The organism is Methylomonas sp. BW4-1 (genome assembly GCF_052474385.1).
Window position 1 is genome coordinate 4,569,264 of the sequence record NZ_CP184125.1, and the last position, 17,968, is coordinate 4,587,231.

The following is a 17,968-nucleotide window of genomic DNA, read 5'->3' on the forward strand; positions in this document are numbered from 1 at the left end:
CTATAAGCGCCATCTCTTAACATCGCCCGTTGAAATACACCTACCCGGACACTATGTCCGGGTAGACTCAAGAAAACCTTGTTGCGTGCTAACATGACCAAAATTTCCAAAAGCGGAATGTTTACTGAATTAGGCTAGAGATACTCATGGTCAACCCGGCAGAATTACGCCCCAAAATAAAAGCTTGCCTCAATGCACTGGATGCCACCCGTCCGGTGGTATTCGGCAAGCATCCCTTGATTGCGGACGGCGTCAGCGAAGACCTTTACGTGGCAGGTTTACACGGACCTGATAGGCCTCTGGTTAGGGTGTTGGCTGATCGCATAGATTTCGACGAAGGCGGCGGCACTTACTTATTTTCCGGTAACCGTGGCACCGGCAAAACCACCGAATTGATGCGTCTGGCGGAAATGTTGCGCGAGCAGGGCTGCGAAGTGTTTTATGTCGATATGGCCGAATACCTGAATTTAACCATGGCCGTGGAAATCACCGATTTTCTGATTAGCATGCTCGGCGGCTTATCGGAAAAAATCGAAGAACGCTACGGTCACGATCCCGCCAACATCGGCTTTTTCGAACGGGTTTGGAATTTTCTGCAAAGCGAAGTCAAAATCGAGGAACTTGGTTTGGAAGCCGGCGAGGATCTCAAAGCCAGCTTGAAAATGTCGCTACGGGAAAATCCCACCTTCAAGAAAAAGCTCCAGGAAGGCACCCGCGGTCACGTCGCCAGATTGGTACAGGAAGCGCGCAAATTCGTCGAAAACGTTGTGGCTGTCGCCCGCCGGAAAGCCAGTCAGCCGGATAAAAAAGTAGTGTTACTGTTGGATTCGGTGGAACGCTTGCGCGGGGTCGGCGACAGCGAAGATATAGGTAAAGTGTTCAAGAGCGTGGAAACCATTTTTTCCGGGCATGCCGACAAATTGCGTTTTCCGCCGTTGTATTTGGTTTGCACTATTCCACCGTATTTGACGGCCTTGGCCGGTAGCCTGGGGGCTTTGTATTCCGGCGGCAAAATCTATATGCTGCCCAGCGTGCATGTTTACGAAAACCGCCCGCAAGACGGCGCAGCGCCGGTACCTTCCGAAACCGGCCTGAATGCGATGGTGGATATTGTCGGCCGGCGTTTTCCTGAATGGAGCACATTTTTTACCAGGGAGCAATTGCTACGTTTAGCCGCCAACTCCGGTGGCGATTTGCGCGATTTTTTCCGTCTGGTCGGTTTATGCATCACCGAAGCGTTGTATCAGGAATCGCTACCGCTACCCGATACGGTATTAGCCAGCGCGGAAAGCGCCTTGCGTAACGATATGCCGCTGGCTCGCGACGACAAACAGGTGTTGGCGCGGGTTTTGGAAAAGCACGACCGGCAATTGGAAAGCCTGGACAAACTCCCGGACTTTGCCCGTCTGACCGAAGGCAAATACATCCTCAACTACCGCAACGGCGACGACTGGTTTGATGTGCATCCGCTGCTGCGCGACATCGTTGCCAAAGGTGACTGACACCGACTATCAAACCGAGCTGGACAGCATTTGGCGTAGGCTGCGCCCGCATCTGGAATGGGCGCGCGGCTTTACGCTGGCGGTGTTGTTCAGCCGGCATCCCGCACCGATCCAGGTCTTGAAACAGCGCCTGCAAGACTTGCTGAGCATCAATACCCTGCCGTTAAGGTATTTCGTTCTGCAACAGCCTGAAGAACTCGACACCACCTTGGCGGCGATACTCGCTGCCCGGCCGCTGGGCGACAAACGCCCGCCCTTGTGGTTGGAGTTAAGGCTGGATGGCGATAGCCAGCGCCGGGCGGTCTGGCAATTGCTGGCCCGCCTTAACGAAAGACGTTTTTTACTGGAACGCGACGTCGCCTGCCCGCTAATCTTGCTGCTGCCGGCCGAGTTTCGTCTCGATGTGCCTAGCATGCTGCCGGATTTATGGAGCATCCGCAGCTTTACCGCCGATTTACCGACGCCAGTGCCTATCGTCCCGGCCAGTCGCGCAGAGAATGTGCCGGCTCCGGCCAGTTTGGCGGCCAGCTGCGAATTGTCAGCTGCTGAACTGGAATGGCAGCGCTTGTGGGAACACACTACCGACAAACAGCGGTTGTCGGCGGATGCGGCTTTCGCCGCGCTCGACGCGGCTATTGAGAGAACGGATTATGCCGCCGCCGGGCAAGTTGTAGAACAAATGTCGCCGGTGTTGCGGCGGTTGGCTAATAAACCTGATGCATCCGACGCCGTGCGTAATTTCAGCATAATTCTGGATTACACCGGCGATATAGACCAAGCCTTGGGTCGGCTGGAAGCCGCGCGGGCGGCCTATGCCGAAAGCTTGGGCTTTTGTCGGCAATTGCGGGAGGCGCTGGGCGACAGCCCGCAAGCGCTACGCGATTTGAGTGTGTCGCTGGACAAGATCGGCGATGTGGATAATGCCCTGGGCCTCCTGGAAGCCGCGCGGGCGGCCTACGCCGAAAGTCTGGACTTGCGCCGGCAACTGCGGGAGGCGCTGGGCGACAGTCCGCAAGCGCTACGCGATTTGAGTGTGTCGCTGGACAAGATCGGCGATGTGGATAATGCCCTGGGTCTCCTGGAAGCCGCGCGGGCGGCCTACGCCGAAAGCTTGAGTTTGCGCCGGCAACTGCGGGAGGCGCTGGGCGACAGTCCGCAAGTGCAGCGCGATTTAAGTGTGTCGCTGGATAAGATCGGCAATGTGGAGCAAGCCTTGGGCCGCCTAGAAGCCGCGCGGGCGGCCTACGCCGAAAGCTTGAGTTTGCGCCGGCAATTGCGGGAGGGGCTGGGCGACAGTCCGCAAGCGCTGCGCGATTTGAGTGTGTCGCTGAACAAAATCGGCGACGTGGATAAGGCTCTGGGTCGCTTGGAAGCCGCGCGGGCGGCCTACGCCGAAAGCTTGAGTTTGCGCCGGCAACTGCGGGCGGTGCTGGGCGACAGTCCGCAAGCGCTGCGCGATTTGAGTGTGTCGCTGAACAACATCGGCGATGTGGATAATGCCCTGGGCCGCCTGGAAGCCGCGCGGGCGACTTACGCCGAAAGCCTGGGCTTGTTCCGGCAACTGCGAGAGGCGCTGGGCGACAGTCCGCAAGCACTGCGTGATTTGAGTATTTCGCTGGATAAGATCGGCAATGTGGAGCAAGCCTTGGGCCGTCTAGAAGCCGCGCGGGCGGCCTACGCCGAAAGCTCGAGTTTGCGCCGGCAACTGCGGGAGGCGCTGGGCGACAGTCCGCAAGCGCTGCGCGATTTGAGTGTGTCGCTGAACAACATCGGCGACGTGGATAATGCCCTGGGCCACCTGGAAGCCGCGCGGGCGGCCTACGCCGAAAGCTTGAGTTTGCGCCGGCAACTGCGGGAGGCGCTGGGCGACAGTCCGCAAGTGCAGCGCGATTTAAGTGTGTCGCTGGATAAGATCGGCAATGTGGAGCAAGCCTTGGGCCGCCTAGAAGCCGCGCGGGCGGCCTACGCCGAAAGCTTGAGTTTGCGCCGGCAATTGCGGGAGGCGCTGGGCGACAGTCCGCAAGTGCTGCGCGATTTAAGTGTGTCGCTGGATAAGATCGGCAATGTGGAGCAAGCCTTGGGCCGCCTGGAAGCCGCGCGGGCGGCCTACGCCGAAAGCTTGGGCTTGAGCCGGCAACTGCGGGAGGCGCTGGGCGACAGTCCGCAAGCGCTGCGCGATTTGAGTGTGTCGCTGGACAACATCGGCGACGTGGATAAGGCCCTGGGCCGCCTGGAACAGGCGCGGGCGGCCTACGCCGAAAGCTTGGGCTTGAGCCGGCAACTGCGGGGGGCGCTAGGTGACAGTCCGCAAGTGCGGCGCGATTTAAGTATTTCGCTGGCAAACGTCGGCGATGTCGAGCAAGCCCTCGGACTGTCGCGTCAGGCAGAGGTCTGTTTTAAGGAAAGTATGGAGCTAGCGGCGAAATTGGCTGAAGCTTTTCCCAATGTTCCGCAATACGCCAACGATCTGGCCTGGGTAAGTGCCCGTCTGAAAGCCCTGGATAGCGGCGATCAGCTAGACTAAGCTGCATACGCAGTATGTCGCCTTTGCCCAGTTTGTGATGCCGATGATAGGTGGTAGCATGCGGCGAGTTGAATTGCCTTGTATCCAAAGCCCAGCGGAGGCCGCTTCTATGAATCAATACAATCCGGACGTTTTCAGTCAGCTACATATCGACATCGCCCGCAATTCCACCGACGATTTCAATCTGTTTCACGATAGCCGGAAGTGGCAGAACATTAACGGCAATCCGTTTAATGGCCCGATTACCTTGGGGTTTCAGCTGGAGTCTTTAATTGAAGGCAAGATTGCCGACTATCGCCGGCAACATGACGAAGAAAAATTGCTAGCCGAACAGGGCTTGAACTTCAGCAATTACCAGTTTGCTTTTGCCAATGCCATTAAGCCGAACCAGGCGATTGAAGTGGATATTAAAGACTCGGTATTTAAAAATGAACCGTCGCCAAGCTTGAGCAATCGGATTATCGTCAAGGCCGACGGCAAACTGGCCTTGACCGGCTATAAAAAAGAAACCGCCGAACCGCTGTTTTTAGATCAGCCTGATTTGTCCCGGGTCGGCGAATTAAAAATCCAGCCTGACCGTTGTTTTTTGAGCAATGGTTTTTTTCTCAAACGCAAGTTCATGATGACCAGCAATGCCAAGAATTTTCTGTGTGCATCGCTGCGTGATCAAACCCAGTATTTCGACGAGCTACAGGATAAGGTGATTTTCCCGGAGATGTTTCCGTGCGCATTGCTCTCCAGTGCCTTACTGGAAAAGGCCTTGAAATGGCTGCACGATTTCGAGCGTAACCCCATGGTCTATACTTCGCACAAAATTTCCATCGACAGACGCTGTTTGTCGCAGCTTAAAAGTAACGACGCGGTGCATATTTTGATCAAACCCGCAGCGGATTGTGCAGCGCACGATTTCGGCGATTTGAACGCCACACCCTTGGATTACGAATGTTACGGCCTAGTCAACAATCACAACGCCTTGTTGTTTAGAGCATTGATTTCGCTGGTGCCGCTGGAGTTAATCCGCAAGGCCATGGCATAAATAACTCTGGATGCAGCTAGTGCCATTTTTTAGGGGATAAAATGAAATATTTGTTGTTGACGTTGCCGCTATTGCTGGCTGCTTGCGAAAAACCAGCGCCCACGGCATCAGCGCCCAGACCGGCTTTAGTGGTGACAGTAGGCGAACAAACTGCAGCCGCCCCTATTATATTGATAGGCGAAATTCGCTCCCGCTACGAAAGTGCTCAAGGTTTTCGCATCAACGGCAAAATTATCGAACGCAATGTCGATACAGGCGCAGTGGTGACGAAAGGTCAGCTGTTGGCCAAACTGGATAGTATGGATACCGGTTTATCCACCCAAGCGGCGCAGGCGGAAGTCCGGGCGGCGGAAGCCGATTTGGCCTTGGCCCAAGCAGAGCTGGACAGACAACGCCAATTACACGCCAGCAAATTCATTTCCAACCAGGCTTTGGATATTCAGGAAGCGCAATTCAAGGCGGCGGCGGCCAGGGTAAAGCAAACCCGCGCGCAAGCCGCGGTAACCGGTAACCAGTCGCGCTACACGCAGTTACTGGCGGAGCGGGATGGCGTGGTTACCCGCATTCAGGCCGAACCGGGCCAAGTGGTTGCCGCCGGCGAGCCTATTGTTCGTATCGCCGTGCCGGAGAATAAGGAAGTCGAAATAGCCGTTCCCGAGTCGCGCATGTTGGGCATCGCTGTCGATGTGCCGGCGGAAATCAGATTGTGGGCCAACCCCACTACCGTATATCAAGGTAAAGTTCGGGAAGTGGCACCGGCGGCCGATAATCTCACACGTACTTTTCAAGTACGTGTGGTTTTGCTGGATGCCGACGATTCGGTGCGTTTGGGCATGACGGCCGGCGTCCGTTTTTATCATCAGGACACCAAGGATTTTTTATTACCCACCACAGCGCTTACTCAGCGTGACGGTCAATCCGTCGTCTGGGTGGTGAATCCGGCGAACGGTGAAGTTCAGCCTAGAACCGTTCAGGCTGGCGCGTTTCGCGAAGATGGCGTGTTGATTGCCGGCGGTATCCAAAAAGGCGAACAAGTCGTGGTGGCGGGGGTGCAAACTTTGATACCCGGCCAGAAAGTTAGGGCAACGCCGCTGCGGAGCCAACCATGAAATCGGGCTTCAATCTCTCCGAGTGGGCTTTGCGGCACCCGGCATTGGTGTTATATGCCATGTTGATGCTGACCTTGGTGGGGATGCTTTCGTATACCAGGCTGGGCCAGTCTGAAGATCCGCCGTTCACTTTCAAAGTGATGGTTATCCGCACCGGTTGGCCCGGTGCCAGCGCGCAGGAAGTGGAACAACAAGTCACCGATAAACTGGAGAAAAAACTCCAGGAAGTACCCTGGCTGGACAATTTACGCAGCTATTCCAGACCGGGCGAATCCTTAATTTTTCTGTCGGCCAAGGACTCCACACCCGCGGCGCAAGTCCCGGACATTTTTTATCAGGTTCGCAAAAAAATCGGCGATATTGCTTACACCCTGCCGGCAGGCGTTGAAGGGCCGACATTCAACGACGAGTTTGGGGATGTATACGGAAACTTGTATGCCTTGACCGGCGACGGCTACGACTATGCGGAACTGAAGCGTCACGCGGAAACGTTGCGTGCCGAACTGCTCAGAGTGAACGATGTCGCCAAGGTTGACTTTTTCGGCGAGCAGAAACAACGCATTTACGTCGAATTGTCCAATGCCAAATTAGCGACCATCGGCATCGACGTTGCCACCTTGCTCCGCACCTTGCAAGCGCAAAATCTGGTGACGGGCAGCGGTAGTTTCGATTCTGAAAACGAGCATATTCGGATTGCGGTAACCGGTCGTTACGATAGATTGGAAGAACTGCGGGACGTGCGTTTTCGCGCCAATAACAACGAATTTCGGTTGGGCGATGTCGCCAAAGTCAGCCGCGGCTTTGAAGATCCCCCCAAGGACCGGGTGCGTTATAAAGGTCATGACGCGCTGTTGATCGGCGTGGCGATGCGTGCCGGCGGCGATATCATCAAGCTGGGCCGCGATTTGGACCAGGCCGTAAACACTACCCAAGCCCAATTGCCGGTGGGTTTGGAATTGCATACGGTGTCTTCGCAGCCGAAAGCGGTGCAGCGCTCGGTTAACGAGTTTGCCAAATCGCTGACCGAAGCGGTCGTCATAGTATTAGGCGTTAGCCTGCTGTCTTTGGGTTTACGCACCGGCATCGTGGTCGCGATCACGATTCCGGTAGTGTTGGCGGTCACTTTTTGGCTGATGCATCTGTTTGGCGTTGGCCTGCATAAAATTTCCCTGGGTGCATTGATTTTGGCTTTGGGCTTGTTGGTGGACGATGCCATTATTGCCGTGGAAATGATGGCGTCTAAGATGGAACAGGGTTGGGATAGAACCCGTGCTGCCGCATTTGCCTATACATCCACCGCGATGCCGATGCTGAGCGGCACATTGGTCACGGCTGCCGGCTTTTTGCCGATTGCCACGGCCGCGTCTTCTACCGGCGAATACACCCGCTCGATCTTTCAAGTGGTGGTCATCGCCTTGTTGGTCTCCTGGTTCGCGGCGGTAGTGTTTGTACCGTATTTGGGCCATCGCTTGTTGCCTGACTTGAGCAAGGGACAAGAGCAAGCGTCGAGCTGGGCGCGGATTTGGGCCAAATTGCGGAACAAACCACATACCGAACAGCCCAAGAACCACGCCCACGAGCTTTATCAAACTCCCTTTTATCTGCGCTTCCGAAAACTGGTGGCCGCTTGCGTTATCCACCGTTGGCTGGTGATTGTTTTAACCATAGCCATGTTTATTACCGCGATCTTCGGTTTTAAGTTTGTCCAGCAACAGTTTTTTCCGGATTCCACTCGGCCGGAGTTAATTGTCGACTTGCGCTTGGCGGAAGGCGTGTCGTATGCCGCCACCGAAGCCGATGTGAAAAAACTGGAGGCCTGGCTGGATGAGCAAAGCGGCATCGACAATTACGTGGCTTATGTCGGCAACGGCAGTCCGCGTTTTTATTTACCTTTGGATCAGCAATTACCGCAACGCAACTTTGCGCAGTTTGTGGTGTTGACCAATGGCCCAGCGGAACGAGAACAACTGCGCGATAAACTCATCCATTTGTTTGAACAGGATTTTCCGGATATGCGCGGCAGCGTATTACGTTTGGAGAACGGCCCGCCGGTAGGTTTTCCCGTGCAATTCAGAGTCTCCGGGCCGGATTTATCAACGCTACGCACGATTGCTCGCCAGGTGGCGGATGTGATGCGCGCCAACCCTTATCCGTCCAACGTGCAGTTGGATTGGGAAGAGCCGGTGAAAGTCGTGCGCGTGAATGTTGACCAATCGAAAGCCAGACTGCTGGGGATTAGTTCCAGTGATATTGCCAATATTGTCAACGGTGCGCTACAAGGCTTGTATGTGACCGAATTTCGTGAAGGCATCGAGCGCATCGACTTATTGGTGCGTGGCGCCGAAATCGAACGTAAGCATTTATCGCGTCTGCAAAATTTGATGATACCGATCCCCGGCGGACGCAGTGTGCCCCTGTCGCAAGTCGCGGAACTGGAATACGGTTTTGAGGAAGGTTTGATTTGGCGGCGTAATCGCATTCCTACCGTCACGGTGCGCGCGAATTTGTATGGCAATATGCAGGCGCCGATGGTGTCGGCTCAGATAGAAGAACAACTGGTCGACATAAAGCGGCAATTACCGCCCGGCTACCGCCTGGAGACCGGCGGCGCGGTGGAAGAATCGGCCAAAGGCGGCGATTCGGTCGCGGCCGGTATGCCTTTGTTCTTTCTGACGGTATTGACTGTGCTGATGATTCAGTTGCAAAGCTTTTCGCGGATGGCCTTGGTGTTATTAACAGCGCCGCTGGGACTAATCGGCGTGACCTTGTTTTTGTTGATTTTTCAACAACCGTTCGGTTTTGTGGCGATGTTGGGTACCATCGCACTTTCTGGCATGATCATGCGCAACTCCGTAATCCTGGTCGATCAAATCGATCAGGATAAGCAGGCCGGACGTTCGGATTTTGATGCGATTGTCGATTCGACGGTGCGCCGGTTTCGGCCTATCGTACTTACGGCGGCAGCGGCGATACTGGCTATGATTCCCCTCACCCACAGCGCGTTTTTCGGCCCGATGGCGGTGGCGATTATGGGAGGTTTGACCGTCGCGACTGCGTTGACGCTACTGTTTTTGCCGGCTTTGTATGCAGCTTGGTTCAGAATCACTGTTTAATTTTTAAGGTTTAAAAACCGGTGTTTTCGGGTGGGTGAAATTCAGGTTTCGAATGCCCCGGTATGAACTGGAGAAAAGCATTACAGGAACGACCGATTAATGGCTGGTCAATGAGTTGATCTTTCCAGTTGCCTTTTACATCTGCACTGGCATATCGGCAAAACTCAGTTTTGAAAATATCGATCATTTCAGTAAAGCAGTGACCATTTTATTTTGGTGATAAGCAACGTTGTAAACCGCTTATTCAAACGCGGTGATTACCTCGCTTTCCAACTTGCCGGCTTCCATCCAGGCGCTTACAGCCGGGCAAGCCAGCACTGAGTCCACATATGCCTGCGCCTCTTTATTGGTTGCCAGTTGATAGCTGTGAAATCGCAAGGCGACGGGGGCGAACATCGCATCGACTATGGTAAAACGCCCAAATAACCACGGACCGTCGTGGCGGTGCAGTTGCCGGTAGTGTTGCCAAATTTCACCGATATGTTCGATGTCCGGATGTACTGCTTCCGGCAAGGGTTTGGCTGAGGGTGTTCGCTTGCAATTCATCCCGCAATAGGTTCGCAGCGCCGTAAATCCGGAATGCATTTCGGCAGCCAAGGAGCGGGCCGCGGCGCGTTCGGCAAAATCCTCCGGCCAGCCTTGGGTTTGCGGAAAGCGTTCCGCCAGATATTCCAATATTGCCAGCGAATCCCAAACCTTAAGCTCAGCATCCAGCAAAACCGGTACTTTACCGGTCGGCGAGTATTGCAGCAGCTTGTCTTTCGAATCCTCTCGATACAGCGGAATGCGGATTTCCGTGAAATCGATGTCGTGATATTTCAAAAACAACCAAGGCCGTAACGACCAGGATGAGTAATTTTTGTTACCGATGACTAAGGACAGACTCATAAACGAAAACTCCTTTGCAGATTATGGATCGAGAATTTATTAAATCGGATATCGTCGTCCCAGAGAATGTGTAAACCCAGGGAAATGAGAAGCCCTGTTCCACTCTCGAAGGCTTGACAGCGAAGAAAGCCTTTAGGTACAGGCGCATCATTCTCGCCGTTTTATAATAAATAACCGCATAGAGCAATGCCATTTTGTAATGGATTTTTAGTTGGGTTCTACGGCTGTGCTATTCAACGGATGGAATCAGCGGCAAATCTTGGTTTAACAACAGTCCTCACCGATGTCTTCAAACCAAATCTTTGGCGATTGAGCAATAAAACGGCTCATCAACTCGATGCAGACGGGGTCGTTCAATTCCACAATCTTGACGCCGGCTTCTTTTAGCCAGTCCAGATGCCCGGAAAAGTTGCTTGATTCGCCGACAACCACCGTGCCGATATTGAATTGCCGAATCAATCCCGAGCAATACCAGCACGGTGCCAAGGTGGTGACCAAAATTTTGTCGCGGTAGCTGGTCTGCCGGCCGGCATTGCGGAAGGCATCGGTTTCGCCGTGCACGGACGGATCGTTATCTTGCACGCGGCGGTTGCGGCCCCGGCCCAGCAAGCTGCCATCAGCATCGAACAAGGCCGCGCCGACCGGCACGCCGCCTTCGTCAAAACCGGCTTTTGCTTCGGCAAACGCCACGGCGAGCATCTCCTGATAGTTCATCGCAACTCCTAAAATCAATTGGGTATGTTTGAAAATCCGTTCTACAAAGGCTGGGTAGATCAGTATGGGGTTAAGTCGAGTTTTAGGTCTCCAAAAACCTCTTTTAAAAAGGGGCTGGGGAGATTTTCCAAACCTAAGCGCCTCGATCCGTTATTGCCAATAAGCGAACACAATGCCAACAAACACCGCCAGACCGAACCAGTTGTTATTCAAAAAAGCCTTGAAACACTTGGGTTTATCGAAATGAAAAATCAATTTTTGCTGGTAAACTGCCAGACCGCTGGCGATCAACAGACCGGCGTAATAGGGCCAACTGAGCTGTTGCATTATGCCCACTGTAAGCAACAAGCCGATAATCACTACTTGTAGACCTGCGGTAATTTCCCGCACCCGTTTGCCGAACAAAATGGCCGTGGATTTGACACCGATTTTCAAATCATCGTCGATATCCACCATCGCATACATCGTGTCGTACACCAGAGCCCAGAGCAGCACCGCTAGATATAAAATCCAGCCCACCAAGGGGATTTCGTTGGTTTGCGCTGCAAACGCCATCGGCACCGCAAAACCAAACGCTGCGCCGAGAAAAGCCTGCGGCAAATGGGTAAAGCGCTTCATGAACGGATAACTGGCCGCCAGAAACGCGCCGATGAAGGACAAACCGATGGTGTACCAATTCAGAAGCAACACCAAACTAAAAGCGGTCAGACACAATACTGCGAACACGATCAAGGCCTCCTTCGGACTAACCTTGCCCGCCGCGATAGGCCTTAGTTTGCAACGATCCACATGCGGATCGAAATCCTTGTCGGCGTAATCGTTAATCACGCAACCGGCTGCCCGCATCAGCACCACGCCCGCGAAGAACACAGTCAGCACCAAACCGTCCGGCCTGCCGTCACTGGCAATCCACAAGGCCCATAATGTCGGCCACAGCAAAATGAAAATGCCAATGGGTTTATCGAAGCGGGCCAGGAGCCAGTATTGGTGGATGCGGTTTTTTAGGTTAATCATTCAAAAAGCGATTATTTTGGGAGAGCGATTGTCTGTTATTGAAGTTCGCGGCAAATTCAGGAAGATTGTTCCCAATCCCGCTGAGCTAGGGCAGATAAAGATTCTACAGACTCGTTCGGCCAGAGTTGTTTTTGCCACTGTGTGTAATCGAATTTGTCGCGCTTAATCAGCATGAGAAACCGCTCGGCATCAACCATGCATAAGGTTGAAAAAATCGATTCGAATCCGCTATGGATGATTTCGGCGTCAGTTTTCATGAGTTGCCTTCAGCACATGATTTATTGATGTCGCGACACTTCTTAAGTTTCCAATCGTATTTTGCCCGTCGCATATTGATGTACCAGCGAAGAAATTAGCGTTTGATACGGGATACCAACATCTTGAGCCCGGTTTTTAATTAATGTCACATCGCCCAAACTAAGGCGAATAGTGACGTTTTTTGATTTTGATAGATATTCTTTAGCGGCCTGTTTTGCCAAAGCAATTTCTTCATCCGCGCTGACACTACGCACCAGTTGTTCATTTTCCAATGCGGTTAATATCGACATTTCTTCGTCATCGAACATGGCTTTACCCTTTGTAACGTTTTTTGGCTTTACGGCTTGGAATGATGGTCTTAAGAAAAATGCCGTCTTCGTTCTTTAAAAATGGCACCAGATAGACATAATCAAGCGCTTCAACCACATAGATTTTTTGCTGCGGATACTGAATTTGATCGGGATGGTCGAACACATCCAGTATCTTACCGGCATTGATTGCCGCGATAATGTCCTCAAAGCCGATACCTCGGCTTTGCTTCAGCAATTCATTTTTTTCGCGTCCAAACGTAATCATCAAGCTCTTGCTCGGATACATACATTGTATTGCATTTTACGGGCGACAAGACCTAGCCACCAGCTTTATCTCTAATCGTCTGAATAATCGAAGTCGTCGAATGCCCCTCGATAAACGACAAAATCTTCACCTCGCCGCCGTTGGCCAAAACGCTTTCGTGGCCGGCGATACTGGTGATGTCGGTGTAGTCACCGCCTTTCACCAAGATGTCGGGCAGTAATTGGTCGATGACTTCTTTCGGGGTGTCTTGTTCAAACTCCACCACCCAATCGACGCATTCCAGAGCGGCCAGCATTTCCATGCGGTGATCCAGTTTGTTCACGGGCCGCTCAGGGCCTTTCAGGCGTTGCACCGAGGCATCACTATTGACCAGTACTACCAAGCGGTCGCCCAGGGTTTTGGCTTGTTGCAGGTAACGGACATGGCCGGGATGCAGGATGTCGAAGCAGCCGTTGGTGGCGACGATTTTTTCGCCGTTTTGCTTGGCGGCGGCGCGCTCGGCCAGCAATTCCGGCAAGGTGCATACACCCTTTCGATGGGCGCGGGGGCCTTGTAGCGCGGTGGCCAGTTCGTCGGTATTGACGGTGGCGGTACCCATTTTGCCGACGACAATGCCGGCGCCGATATTAGCCAGTTGCGTGGCTTCGGCCAGCGGTTTTTTCGCGGCCAGGCTGGCGGCCAGCACGGAAATGACGGTGTCGCCGGCGCCGGTGACATCGAAAACCTCGCGGGCGTGAGTCGGTAGGTGTAAGGGTTCGGCGTCCTTGCTGAGCAGGGTCATGCCATTTTCGCCGCGCGTGACCAACAGCGCTTGTAAATCCAACTCGGTCAACAAATTCATGCCGCGCTCGACGATTTGCTGCTGGTCGGCGCAGCGGCCCACCACCGCTTCAAATTCGCTGAGGTTGGGCGTGATCAGCGTGGCTTGCTGGTAAATCGAAAAATCGCTGCCTTTCGGATCGACTAACACCGGTTTGTTCAACTGCTTCGCCAATTTAATAAATTGTTGTACCTGGTTTAGAGTGCCTTTACCGTAATCGGAAAGAACGATCACTTGCGACTGCATCAATTCGGCATGGTATAGATGCAGTAACGCATCGCTATCGACATTGTTAAAACCGTCTTCAAAATCCAGCCGGATCAACTGCTGGTGCCGGCTCATCACCCGCAATTTAGTAATCGTCGGATAACCCGGCACCGCTTGAAACAGGCATAAAACCTTGGCCTGTTGCAGCAAAGCTTTCAACGCCGTCGCCGCTTCGTCTTCGCCGGTAAAACCCAGCAGCGATACTTTTGCACCCAGTGCGGCGATATTCAAAGCCACGTTACCGGCGCCGCCCGCCCGTTGTTCGTCTTGTTTGACGTGTACCACCGGCACCGGCGCTTCCGGGGAAATCCGTGAAGTGGCGCCGTGCCAGTAACGATCCAGCATCAGGTCGCCGACCACCAGCACGCGGGCGGTTGAATAGTTGGGTAATTGCATGGCTTTGGGAGCTTATCCGTGATTCGAAGGGTGCTATTATAGCCGCAACCCGTCATGATTAAGGTGCAAACCATGAGCGTCAAAATCTACCATAACCCGCGTTGCGGCAAATCCCGCGATACCTTGAAACTATTGGAAGCGCAAGGCGTCACGCCGGACATTGTCGAATATCTTAAATCGCCGCCCACCGCCGCTGAACTGCAGGACATTCTGACCAAGTTAAATATAAAGCCGCGCGACTTGATGCGCACCAAAGAGCCGGAATATAAAGAAAACGGTTTGGACGACAAGTCCTTGAGTGATGCGGATTTGATCGAAGCGATGATTAGAATCCCCAAATTGATCGAACGGCCCATCGTGCTAAAAGACGGCAAAGCCGCCATCGGTCGGCCGCCGGAAAACGTGTTGGCGATACTTTGATGGCGAAAATCTTGATTCTTTATTACAGCCGCGACGGCAGTACCGCGCGCATGGCGCAGCAGATCGGCCGGGGCGTGGAATCGGTAACCGGAGCGGCAGCGGTGTTGCGCACGGTGCCGGAAGTATCCGCGGTGTGCGAGAAAATCGCCGACAGCATTCCTGATGCCGGCGCGCCGTATGCTACTTTGCAAGACCTGGAAACCTGCGACGGCTTGGCGCTGGGTAGCCCTACGCATTTCGGCAATATGGCCGCCTCGTTAAAGCATTTTCTGGATGGGACGACGGCATTATGGTTTTCCGGCGCTTTGTCCGGTAAGCCCGCCGGCGTGTTCACCTCTACCGGCAGCATGCACGGCGGTCAGGAAACCACGCTGTTATCGATGATGCTGCCCTTGATGCATCACGGCATGTTCCTGATGAGCCTGCCGTGTAACGAGATCGCCTTGCGCGAGACGGTCAGCGGCGGCACACCTTACGGGCCCAGCCATGTCGCCGACAACGACACCGAACTCACCGAGCATGAAAAACGCCTGTGCTGGGTGCTGGGGGAACGTCTGGCGAAAACCGCATTGGCGTTGCGAGCCAAATAAGGCCTTACGGTTACAATATTCCCAAGGCCTTGAGACAGGCCTTGCCCAACTCTACCCGCTTGGGTGCGTCGGCGTCTTGAGTGATGTCGATGTTCAATGCAAAGCTGTACAGACGATTTCCGTGCATGATCCAGCCCACCCACCAGCCGATACCGGGGTTGGGCGCGTTTAACCAGCCGGTCTTGCCGTATAAAACCCGTTCGCCGCTTTGCTCGAGCATGGCGATTTCCCGGACTTTGCTCTGAACATCGGCAGAGAGCGGTAATTGATCCCGCGCCAAGCGGGCCAAAAATGCCGTCTGTTCCACCGCGCTGATTTGCAGCGGACCATCCAGCCAAAACCGATCGACTTTGTCTCCTATGTCGGCGTTACCGTAGCCCAGGTTGGCAACTCCCTCGCGCATCCGCTCGTGGCCGATGCGCCGGGCCAGTGCTTGATAAATCGGTACGTTGGATAGTTTGATCGCCTCGCGCAAGCCCATATCCCGTTCCCAGTCTTTGATCATTTGTGCTTGGCCGCCGTATGGCAACGGTTCGTCTACGCTACTGACCGCGCCTACCGACAAGCCGATCAAACTATTGGCAATCTTGAACGTTGAGGCCGGGATGAAGCGGGTTTCCGCGCGAATTTGGTCGTGGCCGATTAGCCTATCCGCATCGACATCGTAGGCTACGAAAGTGCCATGCACGCCGGCTTCGCTGAACAGTGTGGCGAGCGCAGGACTATCCACCCATTCGATGGCGTTAACCCGGCCGGCAAGTAGTAACAGTAGAGTGGCGAATAGCGGTTTCATCAGGATTGTGCGTAGGCTAGTTTTAAGGTGTCTATGTCTATTTTGGTCATTTTCAGCATGGCCTGCATCACCCGTCCGGCTTTTACCGGGTCGGGATCGCTGATCAATTCAAGCAGCACATTCGGCACGATCTGCCAGGTTATGCCGAATTTGTCTTCCAGCCAGGCGCATTGATTCTGCTTGCCGCCCGCGGATAGTTTTTCCCAATAGTGGTCCACTTCTGCTTGAGTTTCGCAGTGTACGACAAACGAAATTGCTGGGGAAAACGGTTGCATCGGGTACGTCGGGCCGCCGTTGAGCGCGGTAAATACTTGTCCGTCCAGCTCGAAATTGGCAGTCATCACGCTGCCCTTCGGTCCTGGTCCGGCGTCGCCGTAACAATTAACGCTTAAGACTTTCGAATGTTTAAAAATGGATACGTAAAAATTCATCGCCTCTTCGGCTTGGTCGTCGAACCATAAAAATGGGGTGATTTTGGGCATGGTGTTTACTCGGTAAGTTATAAAAGTGATGGCTGGTTTCCCGACTTACAAGCTAGCTACCAGCTCGGCTAGTTGGTCGGTGGCCTTGCCCCAGCCTTCGTGAAAGCCCATTTCTTCGTGGGTTTTCCGGTCTGCCGCGCTCCAATGCAACACGCGCGCGGTGTAGCGGGTTTTGCCGGCTTCAGGTGTAAACGTGATGATGCCGGTCATGAAGGGTTTGGCGGAGGGTTCCCAGGCGCTGGTGTAGGCGTCGGTGAACACCAAACGCTCGTTTGGCACGACTTCAAGATAGATTCCTTGGTTTGGAAACTCCTCGCCGTCCGGGCCACGCATCACGATGTTGCTGGTGCCGCCGGCTCTGACATCGAGTTCGGCTGCGGCCACGGTCCAGGGCTTCGGACAAAACCACTGCTTGAGCAGCGCCGGTTCGGTCCAGGCTTTATAGAGTTTCTCGGGTGGCGCATCGATCAGGCGCGTCAGCATTAATTCACGCGATTCAGCTGTTTGTTCTGTTGGCTTCATGGCTTGTCCTCTGAAATTGAAATAGATGATGACTTTTCGGCGATGGTCTTTAGCTCGGCTAAACCTTCCTCGAATTTGCCGCCTATCATTTTGTCCATGCTGAACACCAGGCTCATTACTTTAGACAGGAAGGGGCTGGGGCCGTATATGGCCTGCGTGACATGAGTAACACCGCCTTCGGTTTGTAGCGTAAATTCCACGCTGTTCTCGGCTGGAAATGGTTTAATAAAAGTCAGCCGCAGCATCAGCTTTACGGGCGGATTGGTTTCCAGAATCTCCATGCGACCCTGGCCTATCTCCTTGTTGCCGTCCCATTCATAGACCGCGCCGGGACCGCTGGCTGCGCCGCTGTATGAGCGCTTCATGCCCGGATCTACTTTCTCCCAAGCCGACCAGATTTGCATATTGTGTAAATCGTTGATCAACGGAAAAATCTTATCCGGGGCCGCTTTGATGGTGATCGAGCGTTGCACGCGGAAGGTATCGGGTTTGCTTGCCGCATAGATCAGCAGTGCCACGACTATGACGACGAGAACGATAAGGATGGTTTTGATCATGGTTTTCTCCTAAGGCATGGTAAGTTCAATCGCCGGGTAAACCCGGAATCTCGATCAGCGGCCGCACTTCGACGGTACCCTTGCGCGCCATCGGAATCTGCTCGGCGATAGCGAGAGCCGCGTCCAGATTCGGGACGTCGACCAGATAGTAGCCGCCCAGTTGTTCGCGGGTTTCCGCAAACGGGCCGTCGGTGATGAAGCGTTTGCCGTCGCGCACCCGCACGCTGGTCGCCATGGTTGTGGGCTGTAGCGGGCTGGCGGCCAGATATTGGCCGTTGACTTTGAGCTTGTGCGCGAGTTGGGTGGATTCGGCATAACAAGCTTGCCGGTCGGCTTCGTCCAGGCTGTGTTCTTCGAGATAAATCAGTAGCATATATTTCATCGCGT

19 protein-coding genes are annotated in these 17,968 nt (G+C 54.0%); 7 read left to right on the forward strand and 12 right to left on the reverse strand.

The window, feature by feature from the left end:
- Positions 1 to 146 precede the first annotated feature (146 nt).
- From ACH5Y9_RS21125 to ACH5Y9_RS21145, 5 genes are all read left to right on the forward strand, one after another.
- Positions 147 to 1,502 carry an ATP-binding protein gene (locus tag ACH5Y9_RS21125; protein ID WP_101053636.1) on the forward strand — a complete coding sequence of 452 codons (1,356 nt, stop codon included), beginning with the start codon at positions 147 to 149 and terminating at the stop codon, positions 1,500 to 1,502.
- Positions 1,495 to 4,026 (forward strand): tetratricopeptide repeat protein, encoded by a 2,532-nt coding sequence (locus ACH5Y9_RS21130; protein ID WP_445367480.1) that lies wholly within the window; start codon positions 1,495 to 1,497, stop codon positions 4,024 to 4,026. Before ACH5Y9_RS21125 ends, ACH5Y9_RS21130 begins: the two co-directional genes overlap by 8 nt.
- A 109-nt stretch (positions 4,027 to 4,135) precedes the next feature.
- Positions 4,136 to 5,062 carry a hypothetical protein gene (locus tag ACH5Y9_RS21135; RefSeq protein WP_101052880.1) on the forward strand — a complete coding sequence of 309 codons (927 nt, stop codon included), beginning with the start codon at positions 4,136 to 4,138 and terminating at the stop codon, positions 5,060 to 5,062.
- Positions 5,063 to 5,103: 41 nt separating this feature from the next.
- Complete coding sequence (locus ACH5Y9_RS21140) at positions 5,104 to 6,171, forward strand: efflux RND transporter periplasmic adaptor subunit (protein WP_101052878.1); 1,068 nt, start codon at positions 5,104 to 5,106, stop codon at positions 6,169 to 6,171.
- Positions 6,168 to 9,284: an efflux RND transporter permease subunit gene (locus tag ACH5Y9_RS21145; RefSeq protein WP_445367481.1), complete on the forward strand. Its 3,117-nt coding sequence runs from the start codon at positions 6,168 to 6,170 to the stop codon at positions 9,282 to 9,284. The genes ACH5Y9_RS21140 and ACH5Y9_RS21145 overlap by 4 nt, the downstream gene beginning before the upstream one ends.
- A 240-nt stretch (positions 9,285 to 9,524) precedes the next feature.
- Here the strand turns inward: ACH5Y9_RS21145 and ACH5Y9_RS21150 are convergent, their stop codons facing one another.
- From ACH5Y9_RS21150 to hldE, 7 genes are all read right to left on the reverse strand, one after another.
- On the reverse strand, positions 9,525 to 10,172 hold the full coding sequence (locus ACH5Y9_RS21150) for a glutathione S-transferase family protein (RefSeq protein WP_445367482.1): 648 nt from the start codon (positions 10,170 to 10,172) through the stop codon (positions 9,525 to 9,527).
- 264 nt (positions 10,173 to 10,436) lie between these two features.
- Positions 10,437 to 10,886 carry a nucleoside deaminase gene (locus ACH5Y9_RS21155; RefSeq protein ID WP_171697028.1) on the reverse strand — a complete coding sequence of 150 codons (450 nt, stop codon included), beginning with the start codon at positions 10,884 to 10,886 and terminating at the stop codon, positions 10,437 to 10,439.
- A 150-nt stretch (positions 10,887 to 11,036) separates the two neighbouring features.
- Positions 11,037 to 11,900, reverse strand: a complete 864-nt coding sequence (ubiA, locus tag ACH5Y9_RS21160) for a 4-hydroxybenzoate octaprenyltransferase (protein WP_445367483.1) — start codon at positions 11,898 to 11,900, stop codon at positions 11,037 to 11,039.
- A 56-nt stretch (positions 11,901 to 11,956) separates the two neighbouring features.
- Entirely contained in the window at positions 11,957 to 12,157 is a 201-nt protein-coding gene (locus tag ACH5Y9_RS21165) for a hypothetical protein (RefSeq protein WP_445367484.1), read from the reverse strand.
- Between the two features lie 42 nt (positions 12,158 to 12,199).
- Complete coding sequence (locus ACH5Y9_RS21170; protein ID WP_445367485.1) at positions 12,200 to 12,466, reverse strand: antitoxin; 267 nt, start codon at positions 12,464 to 12,466, stop codon at positions 12,200 to 12,202.
- Positions 12,467 to 12,470: 4 nt separating this feature from the next.
- On the reverse strand, positions 12,471 to 12,734 hold the full coding sequence (locus ACH5Y9_RS21175) for a toxin (RefSeq protein WP_445367486.1): 264 nt from the start codon (positions 12,732 to 12,734) through the stop codon (positions 12,471 to 12,473).
- A gap of 52 nt (positions 12,735 to 12,786) precedes the next feature.
- On the reverse strand, positions 12,787 to 14,217 hold the full coding sequence (gene hldE, locus ACH5Y9_RS21180) for a bifunctional D-glycero-beta-D-manno-heptose-7-phosphate kinase/D-glycero-beta-D-manno-heptose 1-phosphate adenylyltransferase HldE (protein ID WP_445367487.1): 1,431 nt from the start codon (positions 14,215 to 14,217) through the stop codon (positions 12,787 to 12,789).
- A gap of 72 nt (positions 14,218 to 14,289) precedes the next feature.
- Between hldE and arsC the strand changes: the two genes are divergently transcribed.
- Positions 14,290 to 14,637 (forward strand): arsenate reductase (glutaredoxin), encoded by a 348-nt coding sequence (arsC, locus tag ACH5Y9_RS21185; protein WP_445367488.1) that lies wholly within the window; start codon positions 14,290 to 14,292, stop codon positions 14,635 to 14,637.
- On the forward strand, positions 14,637 to 15,227 hold the full coding sequence (gene wrbA, locus ACH5Y9_RS21190) for an NAD(P)H:quinone oxidoreductase (RefSeq protein ID WP_445367489.1): 591 nt from the start codon (positions 14,637 to 14,639) through the stop codon (positions 15,225 to 15,227). The genes arsC and wrbA overlap by 1 nt, the downstream gene beginning before the upstream one ends.
- A gap of 10 nt (positions 15,228 to 15,237) precedes the next feature.
- Here the strand turns inward: wrbA and blaOXA are convergent, their stop codons facing one another.
- Genes blaOXA through ACH5Y9_RS21215 form a run of 5 tightly spaced genes read right to left on the reverse strand, consistent with a single transcriptional unit; the run spans position 15,238 to position 17,963 of the window.
- On the reverse strand, positions 15,238 to 16,020 hold the full coding sequence (gene blaOXA, locus ACH5Y9_RS21195; protein WP_445367490.1) for a class D beta-lactamase: 783 nt from the start codon (positions 16,018 to 16,020) through the stop codon (positions 15,238 to 15,240).
- Entirely contained in the window at positions 16,020 to 16,502 is a 483-nt protein-coding gene (locus tag ACH5Y9_RS21200; RefSeq protein WP_445367491.1) for a VOC family protein, read from the reverse strand. The genes blaOXA and ACH5Y9_RS21200 overlap by 1 nt, the downstream gene beginning before the upstream one ends.
- 45 nt (positions 16,503 to 16,547) lie before the next feature.
- Positions 16,548 to 17,024 carry an SRPBCC family protein gene (locus tag ACH5Y9_RS21205; RefSeq protein WP_445367492.1) on the reverse strand — a complete coding sequence of 159 codons (477 nt, stop codon included), beginning with the start codon at positions 17,022 to 17,024 and terminating at the stop codon, positions 16,548 to 16,550.
- Complete coding sequence (locus tag ACH5Y9_RS21210) at positions 17,021 to 17,581, reverse strand: SRPBCC family protein (protein WP_445367493.1); 561 nt, start codon at positions 17,579 to 17,581, stop codon at positions 17,021 to 17,023. The genes ACH5Y9_RS21205 and ACH5Y9_RS21210 overlap by 4 nt, the downstream gene beginning before the upstream one ends.
- A gap of 25 nt (positions 17,582 to 17,606) precedes the next feature.
- Positions 17,607 to 17,963, reverse strand: a complete 357-nt coding sequence (locus ACH5Y9_RS21215) for a YciI family protein (RefSeq protein WP_445367494.1) — start codon at positions 17,961 to 17,963, stop codon at positions 17,607 to 17,609.
- Positions 17,964 to 17,968: the final 5 nt, after the last annotated feature.

Bases quoted from the DNA above. Each gene is read 5' to 3' on its own strand.
- ACH5Y9_RS21125 (WP_101053636.1), top strand. From the start codon at position 147: ATGGTCAACCCGGCAGAATTACGCCCCAAAATAAAAGCTTGCCTCAAT.
- ACH5Y9_RS21135 (WP_101052880.1), top strand. From the start codon at position 4,136: ATGAATCAATACAATCCGGACGTTTTCAGTCAGCTACATATCGACATC.
- ACH5Y9_RS21140 (WP_101052878.1), top strand. From the start codon at position 5,104: ATGAAATATTTGTTGTTGACGTTGCCGCTATTGCTGGCTGCTTGCGAA.
- ACH5Y9_RS21145 (WP_445367481.1), top strand. From the start codon at position 6,168: ATGAAATCGGGCTTCAATCTCTCCGAGTGGGCTTTGCGGCACCCGGCA.
- ACH5Y9_RS21150 (WP_445367482.1), bottom strand. From the start codon at position 10,172: ATGAGTCTGTCCTTAGTCATCGGTAACAAAAATTACTCATCCTGGTCG.
- ACH5Y9_RS21155 (WP_171697028.1), bottom strand. From the start codon at position 10,886: ATGAACTATCAGGAGATGCTCGCCGTGGCGTTTGCCGAAGCAAAAGCC.
- ubiA (WP_445367483.1), bottom strand. From the start codon at position 11,900: ATGATTAACCTAAAAAACCGCATCCACCAATACTGGCTCCTGGCCCGC.
- ACH5Y9_RS21165 (WP_445367484.1), bottom strand. From the start codon at position 12,157: ATGAAAACTGACGCCGAAATCATCCATAGCGGATTCGAATCGATTTTT.
- ACH5Y9_RS21170 (WP_445367485.1), bottom strand. From the start codon at position 12,466: ATGTTCGATGACGAAGAAATGTCGATATTAACCGCATTGGAAAATGAA.
- ACH5Y9_RS21175 (WP_445367486.1), bottom strand. From the start codon at position 12,734: ATGATTACGTTTGGACGCGAAAAAAATGAATTGCTGAAGCAAAGCCGA.
- hldE (WP_445367487.1), bottom strand. From the start codon at position 14,217: ATGCAATTACCCAACTATTCAACCGCCCGCGTGCTGGTGGTCGGCGAC.
- arsC (WP_445367488.1), top strand. From the start codon at position 14,290: ATGAGCGTCAAAATCTACCATAACCCGCGTTGCGGCAAATCCCGCGAT.
- wrbA (WP_445367489.1), top strand. From the start codon at position 14,637: ATGGCGAAAATCTTGATTCTTTATTACAGCCGCGACGGCAGTACCGCG.
- blaOXA (WP_445367490.1), bottom strand. From the start codon at position 16,020: ATGAAACCGCTATTCGCCACTCTACTGTTACTACTTGCCGGCCGGGTT.
- ACH5Y9_RS21200 (WP_445367491.1), bottom strand. From the start codon at position 16,502: ATGCCCAAAATCACCCCATTTTTATGGTTCGACGACCAAGCCGAAGAG.
- ACH5Y9_RS21205 (WP_445367492.1), bottom strand. From the start codon at position 17,024: ATGAAGCCAACAGAACAAACAGCTGAATCGCGTGAATTAATGCTGACG.
- ACH5Y9_RS21210 (WP_445367493.1), bottom strand. From the start codon at position 17,581: ATGATCAAAACCATCCTTATCGTTCTCGTCGTCATAGTCGTGGCACTG.
- ACH5Y9_RS21215 (WP_445367494.1), bottom strand. From the start codon at position 17,963: ATGAAATATATGCTACTGATTTATCTCGAAGAACACAGCCTGGACGAA.